This window comes from Xanthomonas sp. fls2-241-TYG-148, from assembly GCF_030208815.1.
GTDB classification, from domain to species: Bacteria; Pseudomonadota; Gammaproteobacteria; order Xanthomonadales; family Xanthomonadaceae; genus Xanthomonas; species Xanthomonas campestris.
In genome coordinates this window covers 99,845-123,159 of the sequence record NZ_JARVTE010000014.1, presented here as the reverse complement: position 1 = coordinate 123,159, position 23,315 = coordinate 99,845, and the positions used below count along the sequence as shown (strand labels likewise).

The following is a 23,315-nucleotide window of genomic DNA, read 5'->3' as shown; positions in this document are numbered from 1 at the left end:
CTACATCGTTGGCGTTGTCCCGCTGCTGAGCGATTATCTGATGTTGGGTGCCTGGTCGCTCGGCGTTGTTCGGTGCACGCATGAGTGCTGTCGATCAGCTGATGTATGCGCGCAAAACGCAGGGCCGTATAGCGCATGCAGGGCCCTTGCGCGCCCGCCATCGTGGGACACGCCGCAAGTACGTCCCTGTAGGCTCTTTGGCGGCATCCATGCCGCCAAAGGTCCCGCGACGGCGGGCACGCAAGGACCAAGCGAGTTGGCTGGTTTGCGTGGGTTTCAAAAAACACCTCACGTGCTACATGCGATGTCCTCGCCGCTTGCCGAAACCTGCGGCGGGCCAGATGCCGCACGAAGCCTTCATGAAAGGATGTCCCGCGTGTCCCGCGTGTCCCGCGAGCGGTGAGGGCGCTGCGCTTGGCTATCTAGATCAAACGCAAGTCGGCCGACAGCTCGCTTGGCAAGCGGTTTCAAGCCATGCATTCGGTCGATCACACATCACCGGCGTACAGGTGCATCGCCCGCCACGTAATAGTCGGCGGTGCTGCGCGGCAGCGGTGCACGCCCGCGCATCCGGTCGGCGATCTTCTCGGCGATCATGATGGTGGTGGCGTTGAGGTTGCCGGTGATGATGCGCGGCATGATCGAGGCATCGATCACGCGCAACCCCTCCATGCCGTGGACGCGGCCTTGACCATCCACCACCGCCATGTCGTCGGTGCCCATCGCACACGAGCACGAGGGGTGATACGCGGTTTCGGCGCGTGCGCGCACGAATGCATCCAGCTCGGCGTCGGTCTTGCAGTCTGCGCTGGGGCTGATCTCGCGCCCACGGTAAGGGTCGAGTGCGGGCTGGGCGATGATCTCGCGGGTGATGCGGATTGCGTCGCGAAATTCCTGCCAGTCTTGGTCGGTGGATTGGTAGTTGAACAGGATCGATGGATGCTGGCGCGGGTTGCGCGACTTGGCATGCACGCGGCCGCGGCTAGGTGTACGCATGGAGCCCACATGGGCCTGGAAGCCATGCTCTTTTACCGCGTTGCTGCCGTTGTAATTGATCGCCACCGGCAGGAAGTGGTACTGGATATTGGGCCAGTCGAACTCTTCGCGGGTGCGAATGAAACCGCCGGCCTCGAACTGGTTGCTGGCCCCGGTGCCGGTGCCGGCAAACAACCACTCGGCGCCGATGGCCGGCTGATTCCACCACTGCAGCGCCGGGTACAACGACACCGGCTTGGTGCATGCATATTGCATGTACACCTCTAGGTGGTCCTGCAGGTTCTGCCCCACGCCTGGCAGGTCGTGCACCAGTTGCACGTCGAGCGCGCGCAACAGGTCCGGCGCACCCACGCCTGAGCGTTGCAGCAACTGTGGCGAGGCAATCGCGCCCGCACAGACCAGTACTTCGCGGCGCGCGTGCGCGTCGATGCCTTCGCTGCTGTTGCCCACCAGGTAATGCACGCCGATCGCGCGCTTGCCGGCAAACAGGATGCGGTCGGTGGTGGCGTGGGTGACGATGTGCAGGCTGTCGCGCGGCTTGGCCATGTCCAGATAGCCGCGTGCGGTGCTGGCACGCCGGCCTTGCGGTGTCACGGTGCGGTCCATCGGCCCGAAGCCTTCCTGCTGATAACCGTTGAGGTCGTCGGTGCGCGGGTAACCCGCCTGCACGCCAGCATCGACCATCGCCTGGAACAGCACGTTGTTGTCGTTCTTCGGCGTGGCCACGCTCACCGGGCCTTCGCCGCCGTGGTAATCGTTGGCGCCGATGTCGCGCGTTTCTGCCTTGCGGAAGTACGGCAGCACATCGCGGTAGCTCCAGTCTTCCAGCCCCGGGCGCTTGGCCCAATGATCGAAATCCAGTGCGTTGCCGCGGATGTAGCACATGCCGTTGATCAGCGATGAGCCACCCAGCCCCTTGCCGCGCCCGCACTCCATGCGCCGGTTATCCATGTGCGGTTCTGGCTCTGTCTCATAGGCCCAGTTGTAGCGGCGGCCCTGCAACGGAAACGCCAATGCGGCGGGCATCTGGGTGCGGAAATCAAGCCGGTAATCCGGCCCGCCGGCTTCCAGCAGCAGCACGCTGACACCCGGGTCTTCGGTGAGGCGCGCGGCCAGTACGTTGCCGGCCGAGCCTGCGCCAATGATGATGTAGTCGTATTCGCGTTGCATGGTGATCTCCTGATGCGTGGTCGGTAAGGCGTGCGGATCGGCACGCGTCTGCGCTCGTTTGAACGGCAGTACGCGCGCTGTGAGCCGCGCCTAGAACACCGACGCGTAGCGTTCCAGTTCGACCTGGACAGACTTGGTGCGTGTGTAGGCCTGCAGCGTGGCCAGCCCGTTCTCGCGGCCCACACCCGATTGCTTGTAGCCGCCCACCGGCATCGGCGCAGGCGATTCGCCCCAGGTGTTGATCCAGCAGATGCCGGCCTCCAGGCGATGGATCAACCGATGCGCGCGTGACAGATCCGGTGTCACCACACCCGCTGCCAGGCCATAGCTGGTGGCGTTGGCGCGCGTGATTGCCTCGTCTTCGTCGTCGTAGGTGAGCAGGCTCAGCACCGGCCCGAAGATCTCTTCGCGCACGATGGTCATCACGTCGGTGCAATCGCTGAAGATGGTCGGCGCCACGTAGCAGCCCTGCGCCAGTGCACCATCGCGCAGCCGCTCGCCACCGCACAGCAGGCGCGCCCCTTCGGCCTTGCCTTGCTCGATGTGTTCCAGCACGCGCTGCATGTGCGCGGCACTGACCATCGGCCCGAACGTGGTGCGCTCATCGAGCGGGTCGCCGATATGGATGCGTTGCACGCGTGCCAGCAGGCGCGCTTCGAATGCAGTGCGCAGTGCACGTGGCACGAAGACGCGCGTGCCGTTGGTGCACACCTGGCCGGAGCTGTAGAAGTTGGCCATCATCGCGATGTCGGCCGCCAGGTCCAGGTCGGCATCGGCGCAGACAATCAGTGGCGACTTGCCGCCCAGTTCCATGGTCACGTCCTTCAACGACGAGCTGGAGGCGCTGGCCATCACCTTGCGGCCGGTTGCGGTGCCACCGGTGAAGCTGATCTTTTCGATCTCCGGATGCTCGGTGAGCGCGTGGCCCACGCTGGCGCCGTCGCCGGGCAGCACGTTGAACACGCCATCCGGCAGGCCGGCTTCGGTGAAAATTTCAGCGAGCTTGAGCGCGGTGAGCGGCGTCACCTCGCTGGGCTTGAAGATCATCGCGTTGCCGGCGGCCAGGGCCGGTGCGGCTTTCCAGAGCGCGATCTGGATCGGGTAATTCCACGCACCGATCGCGCCCACCACGCCAAGCGGCTCGTGCCGCGTGTAGAAGAAGCTGCCTTCGCGCAATGGCACCTGCACGCCCTGCAGCGCCTGCGCCACGCCGGCGTAGTACTCCAGCACGTCGGCGCCGGTGACGATGTCCACGCTGCGCGTTTCGCTCAGCGGCTTGCCGGTGTTGAGCGTTTCCAGCTCCGCCAGGGCGTCGTTGCGCTCGCGCAGTAGCGCGACGGCACGCAGCAGGATGCGTGAGCGCTCCACCACCGTGAGTGCGGCCCAGTGCCGTTGGCCGGCCTTGGCGCTGTCCACGGCTGCATCCAGATCGTCGGCGCCGGCGTTGTGGACGTTGGCAAGGACTTCACCGGTGGCCGGGTTCACCACCTCGAACGTGTGGCCGCCGCGGGCGGGAACATAGCGGCCGCCGATGTACAGCAGCTGGTCGGGTAAACGTGGCATGACAAACCTCCTGTGGGACGCTCGCCGCAGCGACGACACCTCAGCGGGTGAGATGCAGGAACTGCAGGTGACGCTCGTATTGATCGATGATGTCGTTGATGATCTGTTCGCGGCTGTAGCCGACCAGGTCGTAGTCCTGGCTGCCTTCGAACAGATACACCTCGGCGCGGTAATAGCGCTGGTTGCGCAGGCGCTGCGCGGCGAACGACGGGGTGAGGTAGCCGCGCATCACCACCTGGTAACGGAAGCCTTGTTGTTCGCCGTGGTCCACGCTGATCTCCATGTCGGCGTCGTCGAGCCGGCTGCTGACCTGCCAGCCTTCATCCTGTAGTTGCGCGGCCACCGCTTCGATCGCCGGGCGAACCTGTTCGTGCATGAAGCGATAGACCTCATCGCGCGCGGCAAAATGCATCGCCTGGCCCAGGCGCTGACGCCAGCCGCGGTGATCGCGCGATTGCCCGATCAGCGGGCTGGGGCTGTAGAGCTGCGCACGCTTGCGCTGCGATTCCTCACTGAGCGCGCGCGACAACCCCCACGCCATCAGCAGCAACACGGCCGAGAAGGGCAGCGACGCCAGCACCACTGCGGATTTCAGCGCGTCCATGCTGCCGGCCAGCAGCAAGCCTGCGGTGACCACGGCCGTGAGCACGCCCCAGAACACACGCAGCCAGCGTGGGCCGTCGTCATGCGGCTCGCCACCATGCGAGGACAACGTGGACAACACCACCGTGCCCGAGTCGGCCGAGGTGACGAAGAATACGAAGCTGATCGCCACCGTGATCGTGATGACCACGCGGCTCCACGGGTAATCCTGCAGCAGCGAATACAGCACCGTTTGCGGCGCATCGATGGCCTGCTGCGCCCAGGCGGCTTGCCCGTGGTGCAGCAGTTGATCGAGCGCGCTGTTGCCGAAGATCGACAGCCACGCCAGCGTGAATCCCAGCGGGATCAATAACACGCCCAGCACGAATTCGCGGATGGTGCGGCCACGCGAGATACGCGCAATGAACAGCCCCACGAAGGGCGCCCAGCCAATCCACCACGCCCAATAGAACACCGTCCAGTTGCCGAGCCAGTCGGGGCGGCCGCCATAGGCGTACACGTCGAAACTCTTGCCGACTACGCTGCCCAGGTAGTCGCCCAGGTTCTGCATCAAGGCATTGAGCAGATATTGCGTAGGGCCTGCGAACAGCATGAACAACAGCAGCGCGATCGCCAGCAGCATGTTGATGTCTGACATCCAGCGCACGCCTTTTTCGACGCCGGACACCGCCACCAGGATGGCCGCGCCCATCATGGCGACGATCAACGCCACCTGCACCCAATGCGTGTGCGGCACGTTGAACAAGGTGGCCAGGCCGGCGTTGAGATGCAGCACGCCAAAGCCCATGTCTGCGCCCAGGCCGAACACCGTGGCCACGATGCCCAGCGCATCGACGGTATAGCCGATTGGCCCGTTGATGCGTTTGCCGATCAACGGATACAACGCCGAGCGCAAGGCCAGCGGCAGATTGTGGCGAAATGCGAAGTACGCCAGCGCCATCGCCGCCAACGCGAACACGCCCCAGCCGTGCAGGCCCCAGTGCAGGAACAGCAGCTGCATGGCCTGGCGTGCGGACGCCTCCCCGTTGCCGGTGCCGCCTTGCGGTGGCTGCAGATAGTGCGTGAGCGGTTCGGAGACGCAGAAGAAGAACAGCGTGATGCTGATGCCGGCGGCGAACAACATGCCGGCCCAGGAGAGATAGCTGAATTCCGGTTCGTCGTGATCGGCGCCAAGCTTGATGTTGCCGTAGCTGGACAGCGCCACACCCAGCACGAATACCAGATACAGCGTCATTGCCAGCAGGTAGTACCAGCCCACATTGCGTGAGGCCCAGGTCTGCGCATCCAGCAAGATGCGCCCGGCATCGAGGGGAAACAGCGCCACCAGCAGCGCGAACGTACACACCACCGTCGCCGCCAACACGAACACCGGCCGAAGGGTGCGTACCGGTGCGAGCTGCGGCTCGGACACATTCATGCGCGGTGCGTCACGTGGCGTGCTCCAACGAAAAAACCGCCTGTGTTATGCCACAAGCGGTGTCTAGAGCACGTCATCGGTTGAGGTCGCCAGCGCAACCGGGCGCTGGCGTTCTACTGCGGGTTTAACGCAGCAATTGCAGCGGAACGCGCAGATCCATGCCCACTGCAAGGTGGTCGGAGAACGCTGCAGGAATCGCTTCGGTGTGTTCGATCACCAGACTGTCGCTGACCAGAATGTGATCGATCGCACGGTCGGGGCGCCAGCTCGGGAACGTGTGCACCACGCAGCTTGGCGGTTGCAGCCGGGTGTGCCGATACAAGGCCTGCATTTCCGGCCGATCGGCAACGCAATTGAAGTCGCCCATCAGCATCACATTCGGATGGTCGGACAATAATTCGGCAATGAAGGCCAGCTGCGCCATGCGCGAATTGGCGCCCAGCGACAGATGCGCGACGGCCACCGCCAGGCCTTCGCGGCCTTGCCCGAACTTGGCCAGCAGGATGCCGCGCCCACCGATGCGGCCGGGCAGGGCATGGTCCTGGACTTCCAGCGGTTCCAGCTTGCTGAGCAGGCCGTTGGCGCTGGACGCCACCCCGCCCATGCGGCGGTTGGGCTGGTGGCTCCAGTAATTGAAGCCGGCGCGCTCGGCCAGGTAGTGGGTCTGATTGGTGAAGCCCGAGCGCAGGCTGCCGGGGTCGCTTTCCTGCAGACCCACGATGTCGCGCTCGCCGGCCAGCTTGGCGATGCTGTCCAGGCTGGTGCGCTTGCTGCCCAGCGGCAGCGCATGCGACCAGCTGCGGGTCACGTAGTCACTGTAGCGGCGGGTGCTGGAGCCGGCCTGGATATTGGCGGTCAGCACCCGCAGGGTGCGCGAGTCCGAAGCGTTCACGACGTGGCGATCGCTCGGGTCACTTGGCCAGCGTGGCGCGTTCGCGCGCGATCAGGTGATCGGCGATGCGCAGCATGTCCGGGAAGCTCTGGCCCTTGACCAGGTACTTGCCGTTGACGATCAGCGACGGGGTGCCGGTGATCTTGCTGCGGGTGGCGAACTGCTTGGCGCGGTTGGTCTTGGCCGACACGCCGAAGCTGCTCATGGTGTCGATGAAGGTCTTCGAGTCCACACCGTACTTGGCATAGAAACCGGCGATGTCCTGCACCGAATCCTTGCCGCGCTCGCCCTTCAGGCTCTGGTCGACGTGGATCGCCTTGTACAGCGCGTCGTGGGTCTTTTCCTGCACGCCCAGCGTTTCTGCGGCGTAGAAGGCGCGTGCGTAGTCATCCCACGGCCCGCCGAACATCGCCGGCACGTAGACGAAATGCACGTCCGACGGCAGGCCGGCTTTCCACGGCCCGATCAGCGGCTGGAACGCGTTGCAGGCCGGGCAGACGTAGCCGAACACTTCCGCCACTTCGATCTTGCCGGCGGCCTGCTGGTACGGCTGGCCACCTTCGATATCCAGGTAATCGGTGCCGGCGACCGGCTCGGGGCCGTTCGGCGCGCGCGGTGCCGGCGCTGGCGGCGCAGCGGCGGTGTCGGTGGCCGGCGCGTTGGCGCTCTCGCCCACGGCAGGCGGGGCAGCGGCATCAGTGGCCGGGGCGGCCGCAGGCGCGGTGGCGGTCTCGGCAGCCGGGGCAGGCGCCGGGGCGGTGTCGGACGAACCGTCCTGGGCCTTGCAGGCGACCAGGATCGGCAGCAGCGCCATCAGCGTCAGGGCGAAGCGGGTCTTCATCGGATTGGATCTCCAGCGTGGGGCGGAAGGGGAGGCCGCAGCGGCCGCGGGGCGCATGATGCCACGGGCCGTGCGTGATGGCGGTTATGCGGCTCAGCGCGCGGCCGGCGCGGCGTGCTCGCGGGCAATCAGATAATCGGCTACGCGCAGCATGTCGGTGTAGTCACGCGCGGTGATCAGATAGCGCCCGTTGACCACCAGGGCCGGCGTGCCGGGGATCTTGGCGCGCGTTGCAAATTCGCGCGCGGCCTTGACCTTGTCTTCCACCGCCGCGCTCTTGAGCGTGTCGATGAAACGTTGCTGCGGCACGCCGTAGGCGACGTAGAAGGCCGCCAGCTCTTCCGGGGCCACGTTCTGGGTGGGCACGGTGTGCTTTTCGTGGATGGCATCGAACATGGCGCGGTGGCTGCGCTTGGCCACGCCCAGCGTGTCGGCGGCGAAGTAGGCACGCGCGAACGCATCCCAGAAGCCGCCGAAGGCCGCCGGTACCGGCGTGACCCGCACATAGGCTGGCTGCTTGGCGGTCCAGGCTTCCAGCGTCGGCTCGAAGTGGGCGCAGTGCGGGCAGGTGTAGCCGAACACTTCCGCCACTTCGACCTTGCCCGCCAGGGGCGCATACGGCTGGCCGCCGTCGATCAGCACATAGTCCTCGCCTTCCACCGGCGGGGCCTTCTTGTCCGCGGCACAGGCGGCCAGCGGCAGCAGGATCAACAACAGCAGCGACAGACGGGAAAACAGGTTCATGCGGGCTCCGAGGGGGATGGATTGCGGTGATACGACGCGGTGAAACGACAACGCCGGCCCGAAGACCGGCGTTGCGAAGCGGGTGGAGCGCCGCGGCACTCACCTCATGAGCGTGCGGGCGTTCCGGCGGGCAGTTGCGCGGCCGCGGCATCGTCGGCGCGGTCGTGCAGGCCTTGCAGATAGCTGGCCAGCGCCTGGATCTCCTGCTCGCTCAGCGGCTTGGCCACCTGCGCCATGATATTGAACAGCGCCGGATTGCGCTCCTGGGTGGTGCCGGCCTGGTATTCCTTGAGGCGGCGCGCCACGTACTCGGCGTGCTGACCGCCCAGGCGTGGGTAGGCCGGCCCCGGGTTGCCGCTGCCGGAGGGCCCATGGCAGGCCATGCAGGCCGGCACGCCGCGGGCGATGTCGCCGCCGCGGTAGAGCTTTTCGCCGGCCTCGTAGAACTTCATGCCCTGGTAGGGGCCCTCGCTGATCACCGCATCGTCGGCGACACCGGCGGCGGATTTCTGCGTGGCGAAGTAGGCGCCCAGATCGCGCATGTCCTGCGCGGTGAGGTCCTTGACGAAGGGCACCATCACCGCCGACATGCCGGTATTGCGCTCGCCGCTGGCAATCAGCGCCACCTGGTGCGCCACGTAGCGCTCGGTCTGGCCGGCGATGCGCGGATACATCGGCACGGCCGGGTTGCCGTCCGGCCCATGGCAGGCCGCGCAGGCAGCGGCCTTGGCCTGGCCGGCCTTGGCATCGCCCCAGGTGGTCTTGGACAGGTCGACCTCCAGCGGCGCAACGCGGATGGGCGGCGGATCGGGGATCGGCGTGACCGCCGACTGGGCAAACGCCACCGCGGCAACGACCGGCACGGCAATGGCGGCAAGGACAAGCACACGAGCATGGCGCATCAGCTAAAGCTCCGTATGGACCCGGCCCGCGCGCGTGGAAGGTGCTGGCTGTGGCAGGCGTTCCCGATTATCGACACGCCTTCGCGCCAGGGTCAACGAACAGTGCAGCAAAATCGCCTGGGGCGCCGAACGTGCGATCCTAGGGGGATGTCGCTCCTTATCGAACAAGCCCGCTACCACCTGTCCGCCCATAACGCCCGGCAATTGCCGGACGATGGCGGCTACGAGGTCGCCTTCGCCGGCCGCTCCAACGCCGGAAAATCCAGCGCGCTCAATGCGTTGACCCGTCAAAATTCCCTGGCCCGCGTGTCCAAGACACCCGGCCGCACCCAGCAGCTGGTGTTCTTCCAGATCCAGCCCGAGCGCTATCTGGTGGACCTGCCCGGCTACGGCTACGCCAAGGTGCCGCAGGACCTGCAGGCGCACTGGCAGGCCTTCATCGACCGCTATTTCCGCACCCGCGAAGCGCTGCGCGGCCTGGTGGTGGTGATGGACATCCGCCACCCGCTCAAGGATTACGACCTGCAGATGCTGGGCTACGCCGCCGAACGCGGGCTTCCGGCGCACGGTCTGCTGACCAAGGCGGACAAGCTCGGCCGTGGCCAGCAGATGCAGGCCCTGCAGAAGGTCAAGAAGGAAATGACCTCCCGCTTCGGCGACAGTGTCACCGTGCAGACCTACTCGGGCGAATCGCGCCAGGGCGTGGACGAACTGCGCGGCATCGTCGGCGGCTGGCTGGGCCTGGATGGGGTGCCGCCCGCAGCGGAGTAAGCCGGGCCGGGCGCCATGACGCCTGGCCCTGCGGGCGTTTTCATTTGCGGCACCGATATCGGGGCCGGGCGACGCCGGGCTGCACTGCGGGACAGGGACCTTGTCTGGACGCCCCATCACTCAAGGTGTCGCCGGCACGGCGCCGAATTCGGTCGGCACCCAGGCGAACGCATTGCCCTCGCGGCGCACATGACCCAGGCCCGGGAAGGGCAGATGCGCGCCGGCCACCCACCAGCGGCCGTCGGCGGCCTGCGCCAGCATGCTGCGGCGTGAGGCAATGGCCTTGCTGCGGTTGCTGTCGGCTTCGAACGAGGCATCCGGCTGGGCAAACTGCACGGCGTGGTAGTGCAACACATCGCCCCACACCAGCAGCGTGTTGCCGGCGCCGCCGTCAAAGCGATACGACACGTGGCCGGGCGTGTGGCCCTGGCTGTCCAGGGCAATGATGCCGGCCGGCAATGCGGTCGTGCCCGGCTGGAAACGGCGCAGCCGACCCTGGGCCTGATAGGGCGCTGCCGCCGCGCGCGCCAGCGGAAAGGCGAACTGCAGCATTGGCGCGGCACCGGCCTCCGAAGCGGGATCCAGCCAGTACGCGGCATCGGCGTCGGATAGCCACACCGTGGCGTTGGGAAATGCCGGGGTGCCCTGCGCATCGAGCAGGCCGCACAGGTGGTCCGGATGCGCGTGGGTGAGGAGCACATCGTCGACCTGGGCCGGGTCGTAGCCGGCGGCGCGCAGGTTGGCCAGCACTTGGCCCAGGCCGGGGCCCAGGCCGGGGCCCAGGCACCGAGCAGTGCCGGTATCGACCAGGCTGAGGTGGCTGCCGTCCTGGATCAGATAGGCGTTGACTGCAGTCTGCAGGCCCTTGTCGTCTTCGGGCACGTAGCCCTGCGCTAGCAGGCGGTCGCGCTCTGTCGGGTCCACATTGGACAGTTGTTGACGCGTCAACGCGACGCTGCCGTCGAACAACGCAGTGACGCGCAGCGTGCCGATGCGCTGCAGGTAAAAGCCGGGAACCTGTGCGTGGGTGGACGCGGGCGCAGCGGCGTGCGCCAGCGTGGCGCTTGCGGCGAGCAATAGCGGCGCAAGCGAACGCAGTACGGAAACAGACATGAGCAACTCCAGGGCAGGCGGCAACGGCCGCGATGTCGCCATGCTGGCGGCAGCGACTTGCGCGATTCGCTCATTGCGCTGCGCGAAGCGCTCGCTGCAGCGATCTAGCGGCTGTTGCCGATGCTGGCCGGATCCAGCCCGTAACGCTGCTGGAAGCGCTGACTGAAGCTGCGGGTGGAACGATAGCCTGCACGTGCGGCCACGGTCTTGAGCGGCCAGCGTGTGGTGTAGAGCAGGGCCATCGCATGCGCGAGCCGCGCGTCGGTGATCAGCTCGCGCAGCGAGCAGTGTTCTGCGGCCAGATGCCGGCGCAAGGTAGCGCCACTGATGCCCAGGCTGTCTTCGACATCGCGTGAGCGCCAAGCCCGCTGTGGCTGCGCGGTGATCAACGTGCGCACCTGCGAGGCGAGACTTGGTGCGGGCGGCAATAGCAGGCCGCCATGACCACGGCGGCTCAAGCTGACCACCAGCGAGGCCAGCGCCAGGCGTGCTTCGGTATACAGGCCGTGTTGCAGCGCATCGCGCCATTGCCGCAGCGTCGGGCCGAAATCGATCGCCGGCAGCCGCGCGATGTCGTCGCCGGCCTTGGGCAGCGGCTCGTTCCACAACGCGCGCGCAGCAGCAAGCGCTTCCTCGCAGAGGGGCACCACTGCGCTCAGGTAGAGTCCGGTTAATGGGTCGGGCGTGTTGATCACATCGATCCGGCAATAGCGCGTCACTAGGAACAGGTCGCCCGGCACGAACTCCAGCGATTGGGTCGCGGTACGCACGTGTTTGCGGCCCTGCAGCAGAATCGAAAATTGCGCCTGGGTCAGGTCCACCGAGCGCGCGCCGTGAGCGCGCCGCGCGCTCACGCAGGCAAAGCCTTCGGCGCGCTCGCAGTGCATCAGGCTGGTCATCTGCGCAAGCAGGGTGTCGGCGGGTGTTGGCGCAACAGTCATGGCCGGGCGATGCTACAGGATCATGTGCGCATGTCTTTAGCTGGAACAGCGTCGCGGTTGCCGCGCTATTGCACGCATGGATGCTGGCCTCGTACGGCCATCTGGCATCTGCAGGGCTGCGGCGCTGCCCGACCTTGACCAGCCCCGGCCATGCCTGCGCTTGTCGCTGTGTGTGTGAAGTCCCGGCACGCGTTGCCAGCACGACGGTGGGCGTTCGCCTACATCTGCATGCAGTAAGCATGGATGGAAATCTAAGACCCGGCCGATGGCGGCAATTCTTCCATGTTGGGCGGTTATAGTGCGGGCCTTGCGGTGGCTGGGGAGGATCCCCACATCGTCCCACCCCCCTTTCGCCTGCGAGCGTGCCCTTGTCGAGTCCCAGCCACGTTGCCGAAACGCCGATCACCGAACGCGCAGAGCTGATCCAGGTGCTCGCCTCCGGCGAGAAGCCCGGTGCGGACTGGCGGATCGGCACCGAACACGAGAAGTTCGGCTTCCGGCTGGATGACCTGCGCCCGCCCACCTTCGATGGCGAGCGCGGCATCGAGGCCTTGCTGGTCGGCATGACCCGCTTCGGCTGGGAGCCGGTGCAGGAAAACGGCCGCACCATTGCGCTGCTGCGCGATGGCGCCTCGGTCACGCTGGAACCGGCCGGGCAGTTCGAGTTGTCCGGCGCGGCGGTGGAAACGCTGCACCACACCTGCGTGGAAACCGGCACCCACCTGAGCGAGGTGGCCGAAGTGGCCGGCGAGCTGCAGCTGGGCTTCCTGGGCATGGGCTTTCAGCCCAAGTGGCGCCGCGACGAGATGCCGTGGATGCCCAAGGGCCGCTACCAGATCATGAAAAGCTACATGCCCAAGGTCGGCTCGCTCGGCCTGGACATGATGACGCGCACCTGCACGGTGCAGGTCAACCTGGATTACGCCACCGAAGCGGACATGGTGAAAAAGTTCCGCGTCTCGCTGGCGCTGCAGCCGATCGCCACTGCGCTGTTCGCCGATTCGCCGTTCACCGAAGGCAAGCCGAACGGCTACCTCAGCTACCGCTCGCACATCTGGACCGACACCGATGCCGATCGCACCGGCATGCTGGATTTCGTGTTCGACGACGGGTTCGGCTACGAGCGCTACGTGGATTACCTGCTCGATGTGCCGATGTATTTCTCCTACCGCGATGGCGTCTACCACGATGCCAGCGGGCAGAGCTTCCGCGATTTCATGCAGGGCAAGCTGCCGGTGCTGCCGGGCGCACTGCCGACGCTGCGCGATTGGTCCGACCACATGACCACCGCGTTTCCCGAAGTGCGCTTGAAGAAGTACCTGGAAATGCGCGGCGCCGACGCCGGGCCGTGGAATCGCCTGTGCGCGCTGCCGGCGTTCTGGGTCGGGCTGCTGTACGACCAGACTGCGCTGGATGCGGCCTGGGACCTGGTCAAGGACTTCACCCTGGCCGAGCGCCACGCATTGCGCGACGGCGTCCCCAAGCAGGCGCTGGGCCTGCCGTTCCGCAACGGCGTGGTGCGCGATCTGGCGCTGGAGGCGGTCAACATCGCCCGCGAAGGTCTGCGCCGGCGTGCGCGCCTGAACCGCGATGGCCAGGACGAGACCGGCTTTCTCGATGTGATCGCCGAGATTGCCGAAACCGGCGTCACTGCTGCAGAGCGCAAGCTAGCGCTGTATCACGGCGCCTGGAAGGGCGATATCGACCCGGTGTTCCGCGAGTTCGCATACTGAGTCAGTGAGCAGTGCGGCGCAGGCCTGCCTGCGTCGCCGTCAGCGCCGTTCCGGCATGCACGGCAGGCGCACGGTCACCCGCAGCCCGCCACCGTCGCGATTGTCCAGCCGCAGTGCGCCGCCATGCGCCAGCACGATGCTGTGCGCCACCGACAGCCCCAGCCCGATTCCGCCGGTGTCGCGGTTGCGCGAGGATTCGCCGCGCACGAACGGCAGCAGCAGTTGTTCGCGCTGGCTGGGGTCGATGCCCGGGCCGTCGTCGTCGATCCACAGCACGCCGTCCTCGCCTTCGCGATGCAGCCGCAGGCGCGCGCGCCGGCCGTATTTCAGCGCGTTTTCCAGCAGATTCATCACCGCGCGGCGCAACGCCAGCGGGTCGCCGTCCAGGGTGATCGCCGGGCCTGGCAGCAGTTCGGCATCGGCGCCGGTGTCCACCGCGTTGTCGACCACGCTCTCCACCAGCAGGCGCAGGTCCAGCGGGGCGCGCTCGCCGCGATGGCGGTCGTTCTGGATGAAATCCAGCGCTGCGGAAATCATCGCCTTCATCTCGTCGATGTCGGCCAGCGCCTTGTCGCGAAGCGGCGCTTGCAGGTCGTCCAAGCGGAACGACAGCCGCGCCAGCGGGGTGCGCAGGTCGTGCGCGATCGCCGCCACCATGTGGGTGCGCTCGTTGATCAGCCGGTTCAGGCGCGCCTGCATGGCGTTGAACGAATCGGCCGCGCGCACGATCTCCGGCGGGCCGCTACGTTGCAGGGCCGCCGCGTCGGGATTGCGGCCCAGGCGGTCTGCGGCTTCGGCAAAGCGCTTGATCGGCGCCGACAGCGCACGCGAGAACCACCACGCCAGTGGCACGTTCGCTAGCAGGCCGGCCAGGAACAGCAGCACCACGTGGGTCTTGAACTCGGCCGACAGGCGGCGGCGCGGCGATTCCACCGTGCGCCAGCGGCCGTCGGGCTGTTGCAGCGCGGCGGTAAAGCCGTCCAGCAGCGGCACGCCCGGGGTCAGGCGTTCGCTTTCCCAATCGCCGCGCGGGTCGTCAGGCCGCAGCCCGTTGCCAAAGGGCGCGCCCTCGGGGCTGGGGCGTGGCCAGTCCTTGCTGAATGGCGGTGCCCCGGCTGGCAGTTGCTCGTTGCCCGCGCCAGCCGCTCGGGCCTGGGCCGACGTCCGGTTCGATGTGCCCTCGCGCGGCAGGAGCCGTGGCGCCTCGCCGTCATCGGCACTGCGATAGAAGCGCACGCGCGCGCTGTCCACATCCAGCCAATGCGCCAGCAGCATTTCGGCGAAGCCGTCGCGGACCTGGCCGGCCGGTGGCGTGGGCGCCTGGCGGGCTTCGTGCACCTTGAGCGTCTGGGTGCCGGCCGGCATGCGGGTGGACAGCAGGGCCACGACCTCCGGCGGATGCACTGGCGGCTCGTAGACGGGGGTGCGCATCACCAGCAGGGCGATGCCGACCGCCTGTGCGGTGACCAGGGCCACCGCCAGCAGGACAAAGGTGCGGGCAAAGATCGACAGCCCGCGGCGCGCCGGTTCACTCACAGACGCGCGACGCTCGGCAGCAGCATGTAGCCCTCGTTGCGCACGGTGCGAATCAGCTCGGTGTGCACGCGTTCGTTGATCTTGCGGCGCAGCCGGCTGATCTGGCTGTCGATGGCGCGGTCATAGACGTCGGTATCGCGGCCGCGCGCGTAATCGAGCAGTTGGTCGCGGCTCAGCACGCGTTGCGGATGCTCCACAAAGGTACGCAGCAACGCGAACTCGCCGTCGGAGAGATTGATGAAGATACCGGTGGGGTCGCGCAGGTCGCGCCGCACCACGTCCAGCCGCCAACCGGCGAACTCGTAGACATTGCCGCGCGGCTCGGCTTGGTCGCTGGTGACCTGGCTGCGGCGCAGCAGGGCGCGCACCCGGGCCAGCAGCTCGCGCGGGTTGCAGGGTTTGGCCAGGTAATCGTCGGCACCGACCTCCAGCCCGATGATGCGGTCTGTATCATTGCCCAGCGCGCTCAGCATGATCACCGCAGGCGAGCCGCGCTCGCTGGCCAGCGAACGCGCCGCACTCAGCCCGTCTTCTCCCGGCATCATCACGTCGAGTACGATGAGGTCCGGACGCCGTTGTGTGATGCGCTTGCGCATTTCGGCGACATTCTCGGCCACATCCACCTGGTAGCCGTGGGCGCTCAGGAACTCGCCGATCAGCTTGCGCAGGTCGGGGTCGTCGTCGACCACAAGAACGCAGGGTTGTTGCATGTCCATGGAGGTCATCGTCGGAGGCGCAACGGTCGGGCTGCGCGGGGTGGCTACCGGAAACATGGTGCTCGCAAGGTGCAGGACGGGAGCACGCATCATAATGATCGAATTTGTCAACCATTGGCACACGTGTGACGCAGCATGACAGACCGGGACATCCCACCAAAATCCGCTGCACCGACACTGCCCGCCGACAAGGTCGAGCAGGTGCATGACGTGGTGCTGCCGATGATGCGGGTGATCAGCCGTGACAATGGCGTGGGCCTGACCCGCGACATGGTGTTGATGGCACAGACGCTGCGTGCCGGCGGGGCGCAGGTGCAGGAAGTTGGTTTCACCAGCCAGCGCCTGCACGACACCGGGCGTGAGTTGCGCCTGTGGGCGCAGCGTGCATTGGTCGGACACGTGCCGGTTCAGATTTTTTCCGAGCGCGTTTATACGCGTTGCCTGTCACTCGGTAAGGCCAACCTGCTCGTCCCGAACCCGGAATGGCTGCTGCCCAAGTGGTTGCCATTGCTGCCGCGGTTCACCGCGGTGTTGTGCAAGACCCACCATGCCGAGCGGATCTTCCGCGAGTTGGGCTGCCGCACGCAGTACATCGGCTTCACCAGCCCCGATCGCCATGATCCGGAGGTGTTCCGTCAGCGTGCCTTCTTCCACCTGGCCGGGCGTAGCACCGCCAAGGGCACCCGCGTGCTGCTGGAAACCTGGCAGCAGCATCCCGAATGGCCGCTGCTGACGGTGGTGCAGAACCCGCGCACCGCGGGCAAGCCGGTGGTGGCGGCCAACATCGATCACCGCGTTGGGTATCTCGACGATGCAGCGCTGCGCCGCCTGCAGAACGCCCACCAGTTCCATATCTGTCCATCGGAGGCCGAAGGCTTCGGGCATTACCTGATGGAGGCCTTGAGCGTGGGTGCGATCACCCTGGCCACCGATGGCGAGCCGATGAATGAATTGGTCCGCCCCGAGCACGGCCTGCTGATTCCGGTGGCGACAGTGCGCCAGCGTCGGCTGGCGAGCTATCACTATGTGGATGCGGCAGGCATTGCGCAGGCAGTGCAAGCCGCGCTGGCGCTGCCGCCCGCAGAGCTGGAGCGCCTCTCGGCCGCTGCGCGGACGTGCTATCTGGCCAACGACGCGGTTTTTGCGGGGCGCTTCCGCGCTGCGGTCATGGCTGCGGTGGCGATGCCGACCGAGGCAGTGGCCGACGTGGTGCCGGTGGCCGCGAAGAGCTGATTGGGAATGCACTGATCGTACGGTTTGTTTTGCAGCGCTGAGATGCTGTGGTGTGCAACCCACTCACGTGTAGGCCTCCTCTAGCGCGGCGTTGGATCACGCTGACGCAATGCTGATGCACGAAGCATGTTTGTCGTCGTTTCGCTTGTTTCCTCACGTTTGTACGCGCCCGGCACGGCATGCCATGCGGCGCCAGCGCACAACACGCCTGTGCAAAACGTGCCTGCAAGGATCTCCTGGTAACGGAGAGCGCATCGCTCCGCCACACGCCGCGCGCTGCGTTTGCCGCACACCAGGGAGATCAAAATATGGGGCAGATGCGCCCGGCCATTGCTGCCGTGAGCACCATCCTTGCAATGCTGACCCTCGGAGGCTGTGCAAGCCTGTGCGGTGCTCCACCGGGCCCACCGCCACCTCCACCTCCCCCAGTGCATGTGCACCGCGAGCCGCCGCCGTCTGCAATGGAGCGAGGGATCCTGCGCGAGTGCCTGCAGTCACCGGACCAGCCACCCGCCTTGCACGATGGCGCTGAAGACATCCCCGTAGATCCGGCAGCGCTCGCACGCTGCCTGGCGGATCACGACATGGTTGCCCCGCTACCACCGCCACCGGATACGTTAGATGCGCCTGATGCCGACTGGTTCGATGACCCATCAGATCCACCACCACCGGATCTGGACGCCGCAGAGTAGCCGAACGCGCATGCGTGCTCATCCGGCAACGTCGAAGCACACCTATCGGACATGCAACCTGTACTTCAGTGTGCAGGTGCATTCCCGCAGGATTCGACAAGGCAGGGCGCAACGAACAACGTGCCCCGATAGGCGCCTGCCGCAGTGCGTGCCGCCACGATCGTCCAGGTCACGCATAGCAGCAGGACCAATACGCTGCCGAGTACATCGAAGACCTGCATTTGCAGCGCGGCGCCGAGCTTCAGTGTCGCCAACGCATAAACCCCGAGTGGGAACGTGAATCCCCACCAGCCCAGATTGAACGGCACGTTGTCTGCGAAATAGCGGGCCGTGATGAGGATGGCCAGCGCCAGCCACCACAGCCCCAGCCCCCACAGCAACAGGCCGGCGATCAGGCCACATCCCGCCGCGGCCTGGCCGATGGTGCCCATGCCATGTGCGGCGAACAGTGTCGGCGCGTCGCCGGCAAATACCAGCATGCCCAACGCACCAGTGCCGATCGGCCCCAGCGCCAGCCAGCTCGAAGCGGCCATGCTGGCAGGCGGTAACTGGTGTAGCGCCATGCGCAGCCACAGGATCACCAGGATGCCCATCGCCACCGGCACCGAGTACGCCCACAGCACGTACCCGGCAACCAGCATGCCGAAGCGGCTGCCGGCATCGGCCAGATGCGGGGCGAGCGCGCCAGCACTGGCCGCGGCGACTTCCGCAGCCACCACTGGCAGCAGCCATAGTGCAGTCATCTGTTCCATGCGGTGCTGCTGGCGGGTGAACATCAGGTAGGGCACCAGCACGCCGCAGGCCAGCGCCATGGCCGCGTCCACCCACCACAACGCAGTGGCCACGGGAATGACGGCAGCGCCCCAGCGCGGCAGGCCATAGAGCAGCAGGCCGTTGATGAGCGTCGCCAATCCCATCGGGATAGTGCCCAGAAACATCGAGGCGGTCGGGTGGGCCAGGATGCGTCGGGCTTCGTGCGGATACAGCGCCCAGCGAGCGAGATACAACGCGCTGAACACCACAAACAACCCGATATTGCAGAGCCACAGGCCAGCGCCGAGCAGCGCGGCGCCAGGCACGGGCCAGGGGAGCTGGCCCAGCACCAGCGACAGGATGCCGGTGCCCATCGTCACCGCGAACCAGTTTGGTGTGAACTGGCGGATCGCTTCGCCCGGACTGGGCAGCGCGTACAGCGGCCAGGCGGTTGCAGGGCAGGTCGGGGAGGTGGGCATCGGCATTTGGGTCACAGCGGTGTCGGCTGAAGAAGTGAGTGAGTCTAGGCAGCTGGATCTAGCGGTAAAGCGCGTAATATCGGTTGATGTAACCCAATAAATCGCTAACGATGAAACTCAGCCTGCGGCAGCTCAAGATCTTTTGTGCGGTTGCCGAGTGTGGCTCCACCACCGCAGCGGCGGCGCAGGTGGCGTTGTCGCAGTCGGCCACCAGCGCCTCGCTCAATGAACTGGAAAGTGGCTTGAGCACCCGGCTGTTCGATCGGGTCGGCAAACGCTTGCTGTTGAATGACAGCGGTCGCGCATTGCTGCCGCACGCACGCAGGATGCTCGACAACGCGCAGCAGATCGAAGCCGGCTTCCATCCCGGCAGCGCCAGTTTGTCGACACGTCTGAAGGTGGGCTGCAGCACCACCATCGGCAACTATGTGCTGCCGCTGGTGCTGCGCGAGCTGTGTGCAACCGCTGCGCATCTGCGCGTGGAAATGGAAGCCGGCAACAGCACGGCCATCGCTGCGAAGGTTGCCAATTTCGAGCTGGAGATGGGGCTGATCGAAGGCCCGTGCCACGTGCCCGAGTTGCACGTCGAGCCCTGGTTGTCCGACGAACTGCTCATCGTGGTTGGTAGCCAACACCCGCTGGCAAAGCAGGCAAACGTCACCCGCAAGGATCTGCGCGCCGCTGCGTGGTTGTTGCGCGAAGCGGGGTCTGGCACACGTGAGGAGGTGGAGCAGCGACTGCTGCGGCATCTGCATCAGTTGGCCGATGCACGCCAGATCGGCAGCTCCGAAGCGATCAAGCACATGGTGATGCACGGCCTGGGCGTGAGCTGTCTGTCGCGTTGGGTGGTGGAGGCGTCCTTGGCTGCCGGGACGTTGAAGGCCATCACCGGCGTGCTCCCGCCGATGTCACGTCGCTTCTTTCTGATCACGCATCGCGACAAGTTTCTCTCGCCGAGTCTTGCGCGTTTTCGCAGCAGCTGCCGGCAGTTTGCAAAGACGCAGAGAGTGCCTGTTACACCGTAACGTTGTTGCTGCAGCGCAGCTTGCCGAATGTTCGCAGCCCACTGCATATGCCATCGCGGGGGAGTTGTGGTGGTGGGGCGTGACGTGCGCCTGCGCTGCGAAGAGGGAGAAGCTTTGAATCGGCGCACTGCATCGTCTGTCATGCGGCGGTCATGGCTTTTTTGTCTTCTATCCATATACTACCCCCCAGTATCCGGAGCGGGACCGTGCATGCCGCATTCGCCACAGGAGAAAAAGCGAGCGCTAGCGCGTGTGCGTCGGCTGCGTGGGCAGTGCGATGCACTTGAGCGCGCGCTGGAAATAGGCGCAGACTGCGCGCCAGTCCTGCAGCAGATCGCCGCGATCCGGGGGGCCGTCAACGGGCTGATGTCGCAGGTACTGGAGGCGCATATCCGTGAAGACTTCGGGCATGCCGCCGCGTCCGATGCGCAACGCGCCGAACGGGTGCAGGAATTGCTTGGCCTGGTCCGGTCCTATCTCAAATGAACTCCCACCGGGTCGGCATGCGCCGCGCCCGTCCTCGAACATCCTCGTCAGGAGCACTCATCCATGAAATCCCGTGCAGCAGTTGCATTCGGACCCGGCAAGCCGCTGGAAATCGTCGAGATCGACGTGGCACCTCCGCAGGCCGGCGAAGTGCTGGTCCGCATCACCCACACCGGCGTCTGCCACACCGACGCGTTCACGCTGTCAGGGGATGACCCGGAAGGCATTTTTCCGTCGGTGCTCGGGCACGAAGGTGGCGGCATCGTCGAGCAGATCGGCGAAGGTGTGACCAGCGTAAAAGTGGGCGATCACGTCATCCCGCTGTACACGGCCGAATGCCGCAAGTGCAAGTTCTGTCTGTCCGGCAAGACCAACCTGTGTCAGGCCGTGCGTGCAACCCAAGGCAAGGGCCTGATGCCCGACGGCACCACGCGCTTCTCCTACAACGGCGAGCCGATCTTCCACTACATGGGCTGCAGCACCTTCAGCGAATACACCGTGGTGCCGGAGATTTCGCTGGCCGTAGTGAACCCGGAAGCGCCGCTGGAAAAAGTCTGCCTGCTGGGCTGCGGTGTCACCACCGGCATCGGTGCCGTGCACAACACCGCCAAGGTCAAGCCGGGTGAAAGCGTGGCCGTGTTCGGGCTGGGCGGTATTGGTCTTGCGGTGATCCAGGGCGCGGTGCAGGCCAAGGCCGGACGCATCCTGGCCATCGACACCAACCCGGGCAAGTTCGACCTGGCGCGCAGCATGGGCGCCACCGATTGCATCAACCCGAAGGATTACGACAAGCCGATCCAGGAAGTGATCGTCGAATTGACCGAAGGCGGCGTGGATTTCAGCTTCGAATGCATCGGCAACGTCAACGTGATGCGCTCGGCGCTGGAGTGCTGCCACAAGGGCTGGGGCGAGAGCGTCATCATCGGCGTGGCCGGTGCCGGCCAGGAAATCAGCACCCGCCCGTTCCAGCTGGTGACCGGCCGCGTGTGGCGCGGCTCGGCCTTCGGCGGCGTCAAGGGACGTACCCAATTGCCGGGCATGGTGGAGCAGTCGATGAAGGGCGAGATCGATCTGGATCCGTTCATCACCCACACCATGCCGCTGGAACAGATCAACGAAGCCTTCGACCTGATGCATGAAGGCAAGTCGATCCGCACCGTGATTCATTTCTGACCGGACGGCCAGGAGCGGCGCGCGGCCGCTTCCGCGCACGTGGGACCCGTAACCGGGAGGGGCATGATGGCTAACGTGTCGATTCACCCTGCAGTAGATGGTGGTGTTGTGCATGGCAGTACCGAAGGTTTTGCAGGGGGCACCCTGCAATGCCTGTGTGCCAGCGACAAGGTGACCGTGGACGTGGCATCGCAGAGCGCGCACAACCACGCCTGCGGCTGCAGCAAATGCTGGAAGCCGGAAGGTGCCAAGTTCTCGGTGGTGGCGGTTGCGCCACGCGACAAGGTCACCGTGACCGCGCATCCGGAGAAGCTCAAGATCGTCGATGAAAGCGCGACGATCCAGCGCCATGCCTGCACCGGTTGCGGCGTGCATCTGTATGGCCGGATCGAGAACAAGGACCATGCGTTCTATGGTCTGGACTTCATCCATACCGAGCTGTCGCAGCAGTCGGGATGGTCGCCGCCGGGCTTTGCCGCGTTCGTCTCGTCGATCATCGAAACCGGCACGCCGCCGGACCAGATGGATGGCGTGCGTGCGCGTCTCACCGAACTGGGTCTGACGCCGTACGACTGCCTGTCGCCGGCGCTGATGGATGCGCTGTCGACCAACGTGGCGCGTCACAAGGGCTTGTTGCACTGATGGTCCGATCCTGCGGCCGGTGATCCCGGCCGCAGGATTTTCTCTTCGCAAGGAATCCCATGGAACGCATCGAACACCGTGCCTGCTTCGGCGGCTGGCAAGACGTTTACCGGCACCACTCCACGAGCCTGGGCTGCGCCATGCAGGTGGGCGTGTATCTGCCGCCGCAGGCAGCCGACGGCCCCTTGCCAGTGCTGTACTGGCTGAGCGGGTTGACCTGCACCGAGCAGAACTTCATCAGCAAGGCCGGCGCTCAGCGCTATGCCGCCGAACACGGCGTGATCCTGGTGGCCCCGGATACCAGCCCGCGCGGTGACGATGTCGCCGATGCCGAGGGCTACGACATTGGCAAGGGTGCCGGCTTCTACGTGGATGCCACCGAGCAGCCATGGGCCGCGCATTACCGCATGTACGATTACGTGGTGAACGAACTGCCGGCATTGATCGAGGCCAGCTTCGCCACCACCGGCGTACGCGCCATCAGTGGTCACTCGATGGGCGGGCACGGCGCGCTAACCATTGCCTTGAAGAATCCAGGCCGCTATCGCAGCGTGTCGGCGTTTTCGCCGATCGTTGCACCGAGCCAGGTGCCGTGGGGCGAGAAGGCCTTCGGTCAGTATCTGGGCGACGATCGCGCGGCATGGAAGGCGTACGACGCCACAGCACTGATCGCACACGCGGCCGAGCGCCTGCCGCTGCTGATCGACCAGGGCGATGCCGATGAATTCCTGGAAAACCAGCTGAAAACAAAGCTATTCGAAGATGCCGCCAAGACGGCGGGCTATCCGGTCACCGTGCGGTTGCAGCCCGGCTACGACCACAGCTATTACTTCATCGCCAGCTTCATCGGTGAGCATATTGCCCATCATGCGCGCGCGCTGAAAAGCTAAAAGC

Annotated in this window: 20 protein-coding genes; 8 read left to right on the top strand and 12 right to left on the bottom strand. The window is 65.9% G+C overall.

What is annotated here, in order from left to right:
* Positions 1-495: 495 nt before the first annotated feature.
* The 7 genes from betA to QRM60_RS15000 form a co-directional block, all read right to left on the bottom strand.
* Entirely contained in the window at positions 496-2,166 is a 1,671-nt protein-coding gene (gene betA, locus QRM60_RS15030; RefSeq protein ID WP_115556752.1) for a choline dehydrogenase, read from the bottom strand.
* A 90-nt stretch (positions 2,167-2,256) separates the two neighbouring features.
* Positions 2,257-3,729: a betaine-aldehyde dehydrogenase gene (gene betB / locus QRM60_RS15025; RefSeq protein WP_285446490.1), complete on the bottom strand. Its 1,473-nt coding sequence runs from the start codon at positions 3,727-3,729 to the stop codon at positions 2,257-2,259.
* Positions 3,730-3,769: 40 nt separating this feature from the next.
* Positions 3,770-5,749 (bottom strand): choline BCCT transporter BetT, encoded by a 1,980-nt coding sequence (gene betT, locus QRM60_RS15020; RefSeq protein WP_014508954.1) that lies wholly within the window; start codon positions 5,747-5,749, stop codon positions 3,770-3,772.
* Positions 5,750-5,873: 124 nt separating this feature from the next.
* Positions 5,874-6,611 carry an endonuclease/exonuclease/phosphatase family protein gene (locus QRM60_RS15015; RefSeq protein WP_011038499.1) on the bottom strand — a complete coding sequence of 246 codons (738 nt, stop codon included), beginning with the start codon at positions 6,609-6,611 and terminating at the stop codon, positions 5,874-5,876.
* A 49-nt stretch (positions 6,612-6,660) separates the two neighbouring features.
* On the bottom strand, positions 6,661-7,482 hold the full coding sequence (locus QRM60_RS15010; RefSeq protein WP_285446489.1) for a thiol:disulfide interchange protein DsbA/DsbL: 822 nt from the start codon (positions 7,480-7,482) through the stop codon (positions 6,661-6,663).
* A 93-nt stretch (positions 7,483-7,575) separates the two neighbouring features.
* On the bottom strand, positions 7,576-8,226 hold the full coding sequence (locus tag QRM60_RS15005) for a thiol:disulfide interchange protein DsbA/DsbL (RefSeq protein ID WP_011038497.1): 651 nt from the start codon (positions 8,224-8,226) through the stop codon (positions 7,576-7,578).
* A gap of 104 nt (positions 8,227-8,330) precedes the next feature.
* Entirely contained in the window at positions 8,331-9,128 is a 798-nt protein-coding gene (locus QRM60_RS15000) for a c-type cytochrome (protein ID WP_012437398.1), read from the bottom strand.
* A 147-nt stretch (positions 9,129-9,275) separates the two neighbouring features.
* Here QRM60_RS15000 and yihA point away from each other — a divergent pair, with 147 nt between their 5' ends.
* On the top strand, positions 9,276-9,899 hold the full coding sequence (yihA, locus tag QRM60_RS14995) for a ribosome biogenesis GTP-binding protein YihA/YsxC (RefSeq protein ID WP_285446488.1): 624 nt from the start codon (positions 9,276-9,278) through the stop codon (positions 9,897-9,899).
* Positions 9,900-10,019: 120 nt separating this feature from the next.
* Here yihA and QRM60_RS14990 read toward each other — a convergent pair whose 3' ends face one another.
* Together QRM60_RS14990 and QRM60_RS14985 are read right to left on the bottom strand one after the other, a co-directional pair.
* The gene (locus QRM60_RS14990) at positions 10,020-11,012 is read right to left on the bottom strand and encodes an MBL fold metallo-hydrolase (RefSeq protein WP_285446487.1); all 993 of its coding nucleotides are present in this window, start codon (positions 11,010-11,012) and stop codon (positions 10,020-10,022) included.
* A 104-nt stretch (positions 11,013-11,116) separates the two neighbouring features.
* Positions 11,117-11,953 (bottom strand): helix-turn-helix transcriptional regulator, encoded by an 837-nt coding sequence (locus QRM60_RS14985; protein ID WP_285446486.1) that lies wholly within the window; start codon positions 11,951-11,953, stop codon positions 11,117-11,119.
* 368 nt (positions 11,954-12,321) lie between these two features.
* Here QRM60_RS14985 and QRM60_RS14980 point away from each other — a divergent pair, with 368 nt between their 5' ends.
* Entirely contained in the window at positions 12,322-13,686 is a 1,365-nt protein-coding gene (locus tag QRM60_RS14980) for a glutamate--cysteine ligase (RefSeq protein ID WP_050911271.1), read from the top strand.
* Between the two features lie 39 nt (positions 13,687-13,725).
* Here QRM60_RS14980 and QRM60_RS14975 read toward each other — a convergent pair whose 3' ends face one another.
* Both QRM60_RS14975 and QRM60_RS14970 read right to left on the bottom strand, forming a co-directional pair.
* A complete protein-coding gene (locus QRM60_RS14975; RefSeq protein WP_285446485.1) occupies positions 13,726-15,222 on the bottom strand; it encodes an ATP-binding protein in 1,497 nt (498 codons plus the stop codon).
* Positions 15,219-15,938: a response regulator transcription factor gene (locus QRM60_RS14970; RefSeq protein WP_011038492.1), complete on the bottom strand. Its 720-nt coding sequence runs from the start codon at positions 15,936-15,938 to the stop codon at positions 15,219-15,221. The genes QRM60_RS14975 and QRM60_RS14970 overlap by 4 nt, the downstream gene beginning before the upstream one ends.
* Positions 15,939-16,073: 135 nt before the next feature.
* On the opposite strand from QRM60_RS14970, the gene QRM60_RS14965 reads away from it, so the two are divergent.
* The gene (locus tag QRM60_RS14965) at positions 16,074-17,171 is read left to right on the top strand and encodes a glycosyltransferase (RefSeq protein ID WP_285446484.1); all 1,098 of its coding nucleotides are present in this window, start codon (positions 16,074-16,076) and stop codon (positions 17,169-17,171) included.
* Positions 17,172-17,928: 757 nt separating this feature from the next.
* Here the strand turns inward: QRM60_RS14965 and QRM60_RS14960 are convergent.
* Entirely contained in the window at positions 17,929-19,101 is a 1,173-nt protein-coding gene (locus tag QRM60_RS14960; protein ID WP_161962940.1) for a TDT family transporter, read from the bottom strand.
* 104 nt (positions 19,102-19,205) lie between these two features.
* Between QRM60_RS14960 and QRM60_RS14955 the strand changes: the two genes are divergently transcribed.
* From QRM60_RS14955 to fghA, 5 genes are all read left to right on the top strand, one after another.
* Complete coding sequence (locus tag QRM60_RS14955; RefSeq protein WP_285446483.1) at positions 19,206-20,120, top strand: LysR family transcriptional regulator; 915 nt, start codon at positions 19,206-19,208, stop codon at positions 20,118-20,120.
* Between the two features lie 210 nt (positions 20,121-20,330).
* The gene (locus tag QRM60_RS14950) at positions 20,331-20,606 is read left to right on the top strand and encodes a metal/formaldehyde-sensitive transcriptional repressor (protein WP_014508942.1); all 276 of its coding nucleotides are present in this window, start codon (positions 20,331-20,333) and stop codon (positions 20,604-20,606) included.
* Between the two features lie 63 nt (positions 20,607-20,669).
* Positions 20,670-21,779, top strand: coding sequence for an S-(hydroxymethyl)glutathione dehydrogenase/class III alcohol dehydrogenase (locus tag QRM60_RS14945; protein WP_014508941.1), 1,110 nt, complete (start codon positions 20,670-20,672; stop codon positions 21,777-21,779).
* Between the two features lie 66 nt (positions 21,780-21,845).
* A complete protein-coding gene (gene gfa / locus QRM60_RS14940) occupies positions 21,846-22,421 on the top strand; it encodes an S-(hydroxymethyl)glutathione synthase (RefSeq protein ID WP_012437406.1) in 576 nt (191 codons plus the stop codon).
* 59 nt (positions 22,422-22,480) lie between these two features.
* The gene (gene fghA, locus QRM60_RS14935; protein ID WP_115556745.1) at positions 22,481-23,311 is read left to right on the top strand and encodes an S-formylglutathione hydrolase; all 831 of its coding nucleotides are present in this window, start codon (positions 22,481-22,483) and stop codon (positions 23,309-23,311) included.
* Positions 23,312-23,315: the final 4 nt, after the last annotated feature.